General features: G+C 67.4%; 9 protein-coding genes. 2 read left to right on the forward strand and 7 right to left on the reverse strand.

Features of this window, described 5'->3' with window-relative positions; genetic code table 11:
- Positions 1–79: 79 nt before the first annotated feature.
- From ASG43_RS04260 to ASG43_RS04285, 6 genes are all read right to left on the reverse strand, one after another.
- Entirely contained in the window at positions 80–1549 is a 1470-nt protein-coding gene (locus ASG43_RS04260; RefSeq protein WP_056500521.1) for a form I ribulose bisphosphate carboxylase large subunit, read from the reverse strand.
- 153 nt (positions 1550–1702) lie between these two features.
- Positions 1703–2785, reverse strand: coding sequence for a class II fructose-bisphosphate aldolase (fba, locus tag ASG43_RS04265; protein ID WP_056500524.1), 1083 nt, complete (start codon positions 2783–2785; stop codon positions 1703–1705).
- Positions 2786–2816: 31 nt separating this feature from the next.
- Positions 2817–4043, reverse strand: a complete 1227-nt coding sequence (locus tag ASG43_RS04270; protein ID WP_056500527.1) for a phosphoglycerate kinase — start codon at positions 4041–4043, stop codon at positions 2817–2819.
- A complete protein-coding gene (gene tkt, locus ASG43_RS04275) occupies positions 4040–6055 on the reverse strand; it encodes a transketolase (RefSeq protein ID WP_056500528.1) in 2016 nt (671 codons plus the stop codon). The genes ASG43_RS04270 and tkt overlap by 4 nt, the downstream gene beginning before the upstream one ends.
- 15 nt (positions 6056–6070) lie before the next feature.
- Entirely contained in the window at positions 6071–6946 is an 876-nt protein-coding gene (locus tag ASG43_RS04280) for a phosphoribulokinase (protein WP_056500530.1), read from the reverse strand.
- 23 nt (positions 6947–6969) lie between these two features.
- On the reverse strand, positions 6970–8013 hold the full coding sequence (locus ASG43_RS04285) for a class 1 fructose-bisphosphatase (RefSeq protein WP_056500537.1): 1044 nt from the start codon (positions 8011–8013) through the stop codon (positions 6970–6972).
- A gap of 131 nt (positions 8014–8144) precedes the next feature.
- Here ASG43_RS04285 and ASG43_RS04290 point away from each other — a divergent pair, with 131 nt between their 5' ends.
- Complete coding sequence (locus ASG43_RS04290; protein WP_056500540.1) at positions 8145–9104, forward strand: LysR family transcriptional regulator; 960 nt, start codon at positions 8145–8147, stop codon at positions 9102–9104.
- A gap of 27 nt (positions 9105–9131) precedes the next feature.
- Here ASG43_RS04290 and fni read toward each other — a convergent pair whose 3' ends face one another.
- On the reverse strand, positions 9132–10199 hold the full coding sequence (gene fni / locus ASG43_RS04295; RefSeq protein WP_056500543.1) for a type 2 isopentenyl-diphosphate Delta-isomerase: 1068 nt from the start codon (positions 10197–10199) through the stop codon (positions 9132–9134).
- A gap of 102 nt (positions 10200–10301) precedes the next feature.
- Here fni and ASG43_RS04300 point away from each other — a divergent pair, with 102 nt between their 5' ends.
- Positions 10302–11300 (forward strand): polyprenyl synthetase family protein, encoded by a 999-nt coding sequence (locus ASG43_RS04300; RefSeq protein ID WP_082490588.1) that lies wholly within the window; start codon positions 10302–10304, stop codon positions 11298–11300.
- Positions 11301–11303 lie beyond the last annotated feature (3 nt).

Raw genomic sequence — 11303 nt, forward strand, 5'->3', positions numbered from 1 at the left:
TTGAGATCGACGAGACGGGGCGATGAAGCGCCCCGCCATACGACCTTCGACGTGTCGAAGGTCAGGGCCACGGGTCTGATCAGGCGGCGGTCGCCGTGGTCTGGTAGTCGGGCGCGTCGGTGGAGGCGTAGTTGAAGGTCACGTCCTTCCACGTATCCAGCGCCTGGCGGAGCGGGGCGCAGCTCTTCGCCGCGTTCGCCAGGATCTCGGGTCCCTCGTTGACGATGTCCCGGCCCTCGTTGCGGGCGAGCACCATGCATTCCAGCGCGACACGGTTGGCCGTGGCGCCGGCCGCGATACCCATGGGATGGCCGATCGTGCCGCCGCCGAACTGCAGGACCGTGTCCTCGCCCAGGAGGTCGAGAAGCTGGTGCATCTGCCCGCAATGGATGCCGCCCGAGGCCACGGGCATCATCTTGTTGAGCGACGCCCAGGGCTGGTCGAAGAAGATGCCGTTCTGGAGGTTCTGCGGCGTGAACTCGTCGCGGCAGATGTCGTAATAGCCCTTCGTCGTCGCGGGATCGCCTTCGAGCTTGCCGACGACGGTACCGGCATGGATGTGGTCGACGCCGGCGAGCCGGGACCACTTGGCGATGCAGCGGAACGACACGCCGTGGATCTTCTGGCGCGTGTAGGTGGAGTGTCCGGCGCGGTGGAGGTGCAGGATCATGTTGTTCTTGCGCGCCCATTTCGCCATGGACTGCATCGCCGTCCAGCCGATGACGAGGTCGATCATGATGATCGTCGAGCCGAGGTCGCGGGCGAATTCCGCGCGCTCGTACATGTCCTCCATCGTCGCGGCGGTGACGTTGAGATAGGTGCCCTTGATCTCGCCGGTCGCGGCCTGCGCCTTGTTGACCGCCTCCATGCAGTAGAGGAAGCGCTCGCGCCAATCCATGAACGCCTGGGAGTTGATGTTCTCGTCGTCCTTGGTGAAGTCGAGGCCGCCCTTCAGCGCCTCGTAGACGACGCGGCCGTAATTGCGGCCGGACAGGCCGAGCTTGGGCTTCACCGTCGCGCCGAGCAGCGGGCGGCCGAACTTGTCGAGGCGCTCGCGCTCGACGACGATGCCGGTCGCCGGACCCATGAAGGTCTTCACATAGGCCGTCGGCAGGCGCATGTCCTCGAGGCGCAGGGCCTTGAGCGGCTTGAAGCCGAAGACGTTGCCGATGATCGAGGCCGTGAGATTGGCGATCGAGCCGTTCTCGAAAAGATCGAGATCATAGGCGATATAGGCGAAGTAGCTCCCCTCGCCGTTCGGCACGGGATCCACCCGGTAGGCCTTGGCGCGGTACTTCTCGGCCGCCGTCAGACGATCCGTCCAGACGACCGTCCAGGTCGCGGTCGAGCTCTCGCCGGCCACCGCCGCCGCCGCTTCGATCGGATCGACGCCGTCCTGCGGCGTGATGCGGAAGCAGGCGATGACGTCGGTGTCCTTCGGCTCGTAGTCGGGCTCCCAGTAGCCCATCTTCTTGTATTCCATGACGCCGGACTTGTAGCGGTCCTTGCCGGTGACGGTCTGGGACTTCTCCTGGAGGGTGCTGGACATGGTCGTTTCCTCGCTTTGTACGTCGGGCTTCCAAATTTTCGACGCAGGTCTTCGTTGCGGCATTTCCGGGGGAAAAGGCCGATGGCGGAAGGCTTGGGGTGAGCGGCCCTGTCCTTCGGAAAGGGCCGCTCTGAGGTCAGGGGTGCAAGGCGCCTATTCGGCCGCCTCCTGCATCGTCACGGCCGGGCTGAGCTCGCCGCGCTGATAGCGCTTGGCCATGTCGTCGAGCGACAGGACCTTGATCTTCGAGGCCTGTCCGGCCGTTCCGAACCGCTCGTTGCGGTCGATGCAGAGATCGCGCAGGGCATCCAGCGCGGGCTGCAGGAACTTGCGCGGATCGAACTCCTGCGGCTTCTCCTGCGCGATGCGCCGGAACTGTCCGGTCATCGCCATGCGGCAGTCGGTGTCGATGTTCACCTTGCGCACGCCGTGGCGGATGCCGCGCACGATCTCCTCGACCGGAACGCCCCAGGTCTGGGGCATCTGGCCGCCGTATTTGTTGATGATGTCCTGCAAGGCCTGCGGCACCGAGGACGAGCCGTGCATCACGAGATGCGTGTTCGGCAGCTTTCGGTGGATCTCCTCGATGACCCCCATCGCCAGGATGTCGCCATCGGGCTGGCGGGTGAACTTGTAGGCGCCGTGCGAGGTGCCCATGGCGATGGCGAGCGCGTCGACGCCGGTGCGCGCGACGAAGTCGACGGCCTGATCGGGATCGGTCAGAAGCTGGTCGTGGCTGAGCACGCCCTCCGCCCCGTGACCGTCCTCGGCCTCGCCCTGCCCCGTCTCCAGCGAGCCGAGGACACCGAGTTCGCCCTCCACGGAGGCGCCGACCCAATGGGCCATGCGCGTGACGCGCTCGGTGATGTCCACGTTGTAGTCGTAGTCGGCGGGCGTCTTGGCGTCCGCCTTCAGGGAGCCGTCCATCATCACGGAGGTGAAGCCGTGACGGATGGCCGTCATGCAGGTGGCCTCGTCGTTGCCGTGGTCCTGGTGGATGCAGACGGGGATCCCCGGATACATCTCGACCAGCGCGTCCATCATCTTCGAGAGCATGATGTCGTGGGCATAGGACCGCGCGCCCCGCGAGGCCTGGAGGATGACCGGCGCGTCGCATTTCGACGCGGCGGCCATGATGGCGAGCCCCTGCTCCATGTTGTTGATGTTGAAGGCGGGGACGCCGTAATCATGCTCGGCCGCATGGTCGAGAAGCTGTCTGAGTGTGATCTTGGCCATGCGCTCGAGTTCCTCCAGGTCTGGGTGCCTCTTATGAGGCGTGTTGCTCCGGCGACGCCGGTGCCGCCTTCAGGATCTCGATGCCGGGGAGCTCGCGCCCCTCCAGCCATTCGAGGAAGGCGCCACCGGCCGTCGAGAGATAGGTGAAGTCGTCGGCCGCGCCCGATGCGTTGAGCGCCGCCACCGTGTCGCCGCCGCCCGCCACCGTCACGAGCGAGCCGGCCTTGGTGAGGCTCGCCGCGGCCAGCGCCACCGCGTTGGTCGCGGCATCGAAGGGCGGGATCTCGAAGGCGCCGAGCGGTCCGTTCCACAGGAGCGTCCGGCAGGATTGAAGCGCCTGCGTGATGGCCGCGACCGTCTTCGGCCCGACGTCGAGCGCCATGGCGTCCGCGGGGATCGCATCGACGCCGACCGTCTCGTTCGCGGCATTCGCCTTGAACTCGCGGGCGACGACGAGGTCGACCGGCAGGTGCAGCGTGCAACCGGCCTCCTCGGCCATGGCCATGACCTTCTTCGCCGTTTCCAGCGCGTCCGGCTCGTAGAGCGACTTGCCGACGTCGTGGCCCTGCGCGGCGAGGAACGTGTTCGCCATGCCGCCGCCGATCACGAGGTGATCCATCTTCGGCACGAGGAATTCCAGGACGCCGATCTTCGAGGAGACCTTCGCGCCGCCGACGAGCGCGGCGACCGGGCGCTTGGGCGCGGTGAGCGCCGCCTCCAGCGCCCCGACCTCGGCCATCAGGGACGGGCCGGCATAGGCCGGCAGGATCGTCGCCAGCTGGTAGGTCGAGGCATGCGCCCGGTGGGCGCAGGAGAAGGCGTCGTTGACGTAGAGATCGCCGACCACCGACAGCCGCAGCGCGAAGTTGCGGTCGTTCGCCTCCTCGCCCGGATGGAAGCGGACATTCTCGAAGACGGCGATCTCGCCGTCCGCGAGGTCCCCCGCGACCGTCTCGGCCGCCGGACCGACGCAGTCGTCGGCAAAGCGCACCGGACGCTTCAGGATCCCCGCCAGGACCTCCGCGACGGGCCGCAGGGAATAGGCGCGGTTGACCTCGCCCTTGGGGCGGCCGAGATGGCTGAGGATCACGACCCGCGCGCCGCGATCGGCGAGGTCGGCGACGGTCGGCGCGAAGCGCTCCAGGCGCGTCGCGTCGGTGACCTTGCCGTCCTTCATCGGCACGTTCACGTCGGCCCGGATGAGGACCGTCTTGCCCGCGACGTCGACGCCGGCGATGGGACGAAGCGCGCCGCTCAACCGACCAACTCCTTGGCGTTCGAGAAGATCGCCTCGGCGGTGATGCCGAACATCTCGTAGAGCTTGGGCGCGGGGCCGGAGGCGCCGAACGAGGTCATGCCGATGAAGCGGCCGCTCTCGCCGATCCAGCGATCCCAGCCAAAGCGCGCGGCGGCTTCCACCGCGATGCGCGGCGCGGTACCGAGCACCGAGGCACGGTAGGCCGCGTCCTGCTCCTCGAAGAGCTCCCAGCAGGGCATGGAGACGACGGCGGCCCGAATTCCTGCCGCTTTCAGCTTTTCCGCGCCGGCCAGCGCGATCTCGATCTCCGAGCCCGTCGCCAGGATCGTGACCTGGCGCTCGCCGCCTTCCGCCTCGCGAAGGACGTAGGCGCCCTTCCGCGACCGGTTCTCGGCGACGTCGCCGGCCCGCACGACCGGCAGGTTCTGGCGCGACAGCGAGAGGACGGACGGACGACCCGTCTCGGTCATCGCGATCTCCCAGGCCTCGGCGGTCTCGATCGCGTCGGCGGGGCGGAAGACGAGCATGTTCGGCGTCGCGCGGAGCATGGCGAGATGCTCTATCGGCTGGTGCGTCGGACCGTCCTCGCCGAGCCCGATCGAATCATGCGTCATGACGTAGATGACGCGGATGCCCATGAGGGCGGAGAGGCGCATGGCGCCGCGGGCATAGTCGGAAAAGACCATGAACGTGCCGCCATAGGGGATGAACCCGCCATGCAGCGCGATGCCGTTCATGGCCGCGGCCATGCCGTGCTCGCGGATGCCGTAATGGAGGTAGCGGCCCGAGAAGTCGCCGGGCTTCACGCTCGTCATGCCCTTGGTGAGGGTGAAGACGGAATGCGTGAGGTCGGCCGATCCGCCGATCGTCACGTCGGTCGCGTCGTTGATGACCTGGAGCGTCGCCTCGGAGGACTTGCGGGTCGCGATCTTCGGCTGCTCGACCGACAGCTTCTCGCGGAAGGCAGACATGATCTCGGCAAAATCGGCTGGCAGGGTCGTGGCGTTGGCGCTCTCGAACTCGGCCTTGCGGTTGGAGGCGGCGAGGCGCTCTTCCCAGTCCGCGCGCGCCTTGGCACCCTTCTCGCCGACCGTGCGCCAGCCCTTCACGACCGCGTCCGGCAGGACGAAGGGTTCCGACTCCCAGATCAGCTCCTTGCGGGCGACCGCGATCTCCTCGTCGCCGAGCGGCGCGCCGTGCGCCTTCTCGGTGCCGCGCACCTTCGGGGAGCCGTAGCCGATGACGGTCCGGCAGGCGATCAGCGCCGGCTTGTCGGACTGGCGGGCCTTGGCGATGGCGGCGTGGATCGCGTCGTCGTCATGGCCGTCGATCGCGACCGTCGTCCAGCCGGCGGCCTCGAAGCGCTTCAGCTGGTCCATCGAGGTCGAAAGCGAGGTGCGACCGTCGATCGAGATCTCGTTGTCGTCCCAAAGGACGATCAGCTTGTTCAGCTTCAGGTGCCCGGCGAGATCGATCGCCTCGTGGCTGATGCCCTCCTGCAGGCAACCGTCGCCGGCGATGACATAGGTGTAGTGGTCGACGATGTCGTCGCCGAAGCGGGACTGGGCGAGGCGTTCGGCGATCGCCATGCCGACGGCGGTGGCGATGCCCTGGCCGAGCGGACCGGTCGTCGTCTCGATGCCGAGCGCGTGGCCGTATTCGGGATGGCCGGCGGTCTTGGCGCCGATCTGGCGGAAGGACTTCAGCTGGTCGATGCCCATGTCGGAATACCCGACGAGATGGTGGATCGCGTAGAGCAGCATCGAGCCGTGGCCGGCCGAGAGCACGAACCGGTCGCGGTCGGGCCAGGAGGGATTGGCCGGGTCGATCTTCACGAAGTCGCGGAAGAGCACGGTCGCGACGTCGGCCATGCCCATCGGCATGCCGGGATGGCCGGAATTGGCCTTCTGAACCGCATCCATGGCCAATGCGCGGATCGCGTTCGCCATGTCGCGGGGATTGCGGTCGACCGTGCCGTCGGCGGGCTTGGGGGTGGAGAGAACGTTGGACATTTCAGCCTTCGAAGATCAGGACGCGCGGCGCTTGCGCTCGATGAGCTGCAGGATCAGCGGCGTCAGGATGAGTTGCATGGCCAGGTCGAGCTTGTTGCCCGGGACCACGATGGAGTTCGCTCTCGACATGAACGAGTTCGGGATCATCGAGAGAAGATAGGGAAAGTCTATACCCCGCGGGATCGCGAAGCGGATGACGAGCATCGACTCGTCGGGTGTCGGGATCCAGCGTGCGATGAACGGGTCGGAGGTGTCGACGATCGGCACGCGTTGGAAGTTGATGTTCGTCAGGGCGAATTGGGGACAGATGTACTTCACGTAGTCCGGCATGCGCCGGAGGATGACGTCCATCACCGCCTCGGTGGAGTAGCCACGCGTCGCCTTGTCCCGGTGGATCTTCTGGATCCATTCGAGATTGATGACCGGGACGACGCCGATCTTGAGGTCCACGTGCTGGGCGAGGTCGACCGTGTCGGTCTTCACGCATCCGTGGAGACCTTCGTAGAAGAGAAGATCGCTCTCCGGCTGGAAGGCCTGCCAGTTGCTGAAGGTGCCGGGATCGGCACCGTAGATCTTGGCCTCGTCCGCATCGTGGATGTAATGGCGCGTCTCGCCGCGGCCCTTCCGGCCGTAGTCCGCGAAGACCTCCTCGAGCTTGTCCAGGACATTCGCCTCGGGGCTGAAATGCGAGAAGTGCTTGTTCCCCGCGGCGTCCTCTTGCGCGATCTTGTCCTTCATCGCCTGACGATCGTAGCGGTGGAACGCGTCGCCTTCGATGAAGACGGCGTCCACGCGCTCGCGCCGGAAGATCTGCTCGAAGATCCGCTTCACCGACGTGGTCCCGGCACCGGACGAACCCGTGATCGCGATGATGGGATGCTTGGCGGACATCGGCAGTTCCTCCAGTCGAACGTTCAGGCCCTGAACAGGCTTCTTTTTCCAAAGAGCGGCGAGCGGTCGCCGATCGCGGACGGATCGGTCATGTACCGGGTGACGCGGGCGACCTCCCGGGCGGAGCCGAACACGAGCGGCGTGCGCTGGTGGAGGGTCTCCGGCACGATGTCGAGGATGCGCGTGACGCCGTCCGTGGCGGCCCCGCCTGCGTTCTCGACGCAGAAGGCGATCGGGTTGGCCTCGTAGAGGAGGCGAAGGCGGCCCTGGTGGTAGCCCTTCCGTCCATCGCCGGGGTAAAGGAAGATGCCGCCGCGGATGAGGATGCGGTAGCAGTCCGCGACCATGGAGGCGATCCAGCGCATGTTGAAGTCCCGCTCCCGCGGACCGTCGGTCCCGGCGAGACAATCGTCGATGTAGAGGCGGATCGCCTCGTCCCAGTGACGGTAGTTCGAGGCGTTGATCGCGAATTCATGCGCCTTCTCGGCGATGGCGACGGAAGGCCGGAATTCCACGAAGCCGCCGAAGCCGGGCGAGAAGGTGAAGACGTGCGTTCCGTTGCCGAGGCTGAGGACGAGGAGAAGCTGCGGGCCGTAGATGAAGAAGCCGGCCGCCAACTGACGCGAGCCCGGCTGCCGGAAGACGCTGTCGGGATCGGCGCGATGGGCGTCGGTCACCGGCAGGATGGAGAAGATCGTCCCGATCGAGACGTTGGTTTCGATGTTCGAGGACCCGTCGAGCGGGTCGATGGCGATGGCGAGCGCTCCGTCGGCCTTCAGCGCGACGGCTTCGTCCTGCTCCTCGGAGCCGTAGAAGGCCATGTCCGAGGCCTTGGCCGCGTCGAGGAAGACGCGATCGGCGAGGACGTCGAGTTCCTTCTGGATGTCGCCGCCGCCATTGCCGACGTCGCGGCTGGCGCCGAGATTGTCGGAGGACGAGCCCTGGATGATCGTGTTGCGGACCTTGACGGATGCGGCGGCAAGATGCCGGATGGCGTCCGCGACCTTGCGGCGGAGCGGGTCGGTCCCGGCCTCAGATCCGAGATGGGCGTCGAGTGACGATGCCATGCGTTTCTCCCTGTCGGTTCCTGGGGTTCTGCGACCCCATGTCCCCGATACAGTGCGACTATGCAGAGCGCGACGCGCTTAGTAAAATTTAATCTCTTTACCTCTTCGATCAGTTTAATTAAGTGTAAGGAATGCGCACCCTCACGCTTCGCCAACTCCGCTCCGTCCAAGCCATCGACCGGCATGGCACGATTGCCGCGGCCGCTCGGACCCTGGCGCTGACCGCCCCGGCCGTTACCTTACAAATCAAGCAGTTGGAGGAAGAGTTCGGCCTGATGCTCTTCGATCGCACCAGCGACGGCATGCACCTGCGCGAAGCGGGACATGCCGTCCTGCGGGCCGCGAACGCGATCGAGACGATCTTGCGAAGCCTCGGCGACGAGATCGACGCCATCAAGGGCCTGCGCCACGGCTCGATGCGGCTCGGGGTCGTCTCGACGGCGAAGTATTTCGCACCCAGCCTCATCGCTGCGTTCCGCCGCGAGCATCCCGACATCGAGATCAAGCTCGTCGTCGGCAATCGTTCGGACATCATCGACGGCCTTCGCTCCTACCACCTCGATCTCACGCTGATGGGCCGTCCGCCGCGGGATTTTCCCGTCAACGCGACGGCCTTCGGCGATCATCCCCTCGTGATGATCGCCGCGCCCGATCACGTCCTCGCGCGGGAACGCGATATCGAGAAGGCGCGACTTCTCGCGGAGACGATGATCATCCGCGAGCCCGGCTCGGGCACGCGCAAGGCGCTGGAGTCCTTCTTCGCCAGCGTGCCCGACGCGCTCGACCGCGACACGGTCGAGATGAACTCCAACGAGACGATCAAGCAGGCCGTCATGGCGGGATTGGGCATCGCCTTCATCTCCGCCCACACCGTCGCCTTCGAGGTCGAGATGGGACGGCTCGCCATTCTCGACGTCGCGGACATGCCGATCCGCAAGCAATGGTTCACCGTCTCGCGCACCGACCGCGCCAGCTCGCCCGTCGAGGAGGCCTTCAAGACCTTTCTCAGCCAGCGCGGCGCAAGCTTCCTGCCCCTGCTCGACCGCCTCTATCCCGCGAGCACGGTCGAACCCGGCGCCGGGCCCGCCTGACCGGACGACGCGGGCTTTCGCGCGTTCTCAGTCCGCATCGAGGAGCCGCGCGGTCCGCAGCGCGGCCAGATCCTTCGAGCCGGTGCAGAAGCAGGCGATCCGGAGTTCGGTCTCGACGGTCCCGAAATGCGATACGATCGCGGCCACCGAAGCCTCGGCCGGGCCGAGCCCCGCGGCGGCCTGCCCGACCAGATCGGCGCCCAGCCGAATCGCACGGGCCGCGTCGAGCCCGTTGCGGATCCCGCCGGAGCCGATGACGACGGCCTGCGGGCAGGCGGAGCGGACCGATGCGATCGCGCGCGCGGTCGGAATGCCCCAGTCTGCGAAGAGGAGCGCCGTGTCGCGCCGTGCGGGCGTCTCGGCCCGCTCGGCCTCGACCGCCGCCCAGCTCGTGCCGCCCGCGCCGGCCACGTCGAGGATGCCGACGCCGACCTCGGCGAGCCGCCGGGCCACGGCGCCGGACAGGCCGGCTCCGACCTCCTTCACCACGATCGGAACCGGCAAGGACCGGGCGAGGACACCGATCGCGGCGAGCGCCCCCGTCCAGTTGCGGTCGCCGCCGGCCTGCACGGCCTCCTGCAAGGGGTTGAGATGGATGATCAGCGCATCCGCCTCGATCATCTCGACGGCCCGCCGGGCCTCGTCGATGCCGTAGCCGAGGACGAACTGGGCGGCGCCGAGATTGGCCAGGATCGGGATGTCGGGGGCCAGCCGGCGCAGGCTCGCATCGAGACCGCCGTCGCCCCGGCCCTCGATCGCGATTCGCTGCGAGCCGACGGCGAACGCGATCCCCAGCGCCTGCGCCGCCTCCGCCAGACGCTGGTTGATGCCTGCGGATCGCGCGGGTCCGCCGGTCATCGAACTGATGAGCAGCGGCGCCCGCAGACGGCGCCCGAGAAACGACGTGCCGAGATCGATCGCGTCGAAATCGAGCTCGGGCAAAGCCTGGTGCTCGAATCGGACGGCATCGAAACCGCTGTCCGCGCGCGGGGCCGCCAGTCGCGGCGCGAGCACGATATCGAGATGATCGCCCTTGCGGGCGCCGATCGCAGGAACGGGATCGTCGGCATTCTCTGCCAAAGGCGGCCTCTTCATGCGGTCCTTTCGTCGCAGCGCGCTAAAACATACGCTGCCCTGCCTAGCCGGACTTGGTCAGGAGCGTGCTAGGATCAAGGGATGACACGGCTCGGGGATGGGATGGCAGGGCGTAACACTGACGATGACGGGTCGAGGTCCTTCGGCACGCCCCTTCTCCGCGCCTCGGGACATGCTCCGGGACGTCTCGACGCCTATCGTGAGCGGATCGACGAGCGTCTGGCGGCGCTGATCCCGGCCGTGCTGCCGGGACACGACGCGCTGGGCGAAGCCTTCGCCGACAGCCTTCTGGCGCCGGGCAAGCGCCTGCGCCCCCTGATGACGGTGATCGCCGCCGAAGATCTCGGCGGACGGACGGCGCCGGCGATCGACGCGGGCTGCGCGGTGGAAATGGTGCATGCGGCATCCCTTGTTCTCGACGATCTTCCCTGCATGGACGATGCGGCGCTGCGCCGCGGCCGTCCCGCCATCCACGTGCGTCACGGCGAGGATCTCGCCGTCCTCGTTTCCATCGCCGCTTTGGCCGGCGCCTATCAGGTCGTCGCGAATCTCGACGAGATCTCGGCCGAGGCACGCTCGGACTGCGTGGCGATCCTGTCGCACGCGGTCGGCGTCGCGGGTCTCGTCGGCGGCCAGTTCGAAGACCTCCGGCGTGGGCGGACGGCCCGGCCCGTCGCCGAGATCGCCGCTGCCAACGGCCTGAAGACCGGCGTCCTCTTCTCCGCCGCGGTGGAGATCGGCGCGGTGACGGCGGGTGCCGACGAGACGGCGCGCGCGACCCTGCGCCACTTCGCCCGAGAGCTCGGCCATGCGTTCCAGCTCCTCGACGACCTGCTCGACGGCGCCTCCGATCCCCTTCTCATCGGCAAGGACATCGGCAAGGACGAGGGCAAGTCGACCATCGTGCGGATGGTGGGCGTCGCTTCGGCCCGGCGACGGATGGAACGGCACCTGGAGGCGGCGGGCGCCGCCCTGGAGGACCTGTTCGGTCGGGGCAGCCGGCTGCAGCTGGTCGTCGATGCGATCTTCGCCGATCGCCTGCCGCTGATCGCCGACCTCGAAGACGAGAAGCCCATCGGACAGGAGATCGGCGCGCGCTGACCG

The sequence above is a fragment of the Aureimonas sp. Leaf454 genome (assembly GCF_001424685.1).
Lineage (GTDB): Bacteria > Pseudomonadota > Alphaproteobacteria > Rhizobiales > Rhizobiaceae > Plantimonas.

Bases quoted from the DNA above. Each gene is read 5' to 3' on its own strand.
- ASG43_RS04260 (WP_056500521.1), bottom strand. From the start codon at position 1,549: ATGTCCAGCACCCTCCAGGAGAAGTCCCAGACCGTCACCGGCAAGGAC.
- fba (WP_056500524.1), bottom strand. From the start codon at position 2,785: ATGGCCAAGATCACACTCAGACAGCTTCTCGACCATGCGGCCGAGCAT.
- tkt (WP_056500528.1), bottom strand. From the start codon at position 6,055: ATGTCCAACGTTCTCTCCACCCCCAAGCCCGCCGACGGCACGGTCGAC.
- ASG43_RS04280 (WP_056500530.1), bottom strand. From the start codon at position 6,946: ATGTCCGCCAAGCATCCCATCATCGCGATCACGGGTTCGTCCGGTGCC.
- ASG43_RS04285 (WP_056500537.1), bottom strand. From the start codon at position 8,013: ATGGCATCGTCACTCGACGCCCATCTCGGATCTGAGGCCGGGACCGAC.
- ASG43_RS04290 (WP_056500540.1), top strand. From the start codon at position 8,145: ATGCGCACCCTCACGCTTCGCCAACTCCGCTCCGTCCAAGCCATCGAC.
- fni (WP_056500543.1), bottom strand. From the start codon at position 10,199: ATGAAGAGGCCGCCTTTGGCAGAGAATGCCGACGATCCCGTTCCTGCG.
- ASG43_RS04300 (WP_082490588.1), top strand. From the start codon at position 10,302: ATGGCAGGGCGTAACACTGACGATGACGGGTCGAGGTCCTTCGGCACG.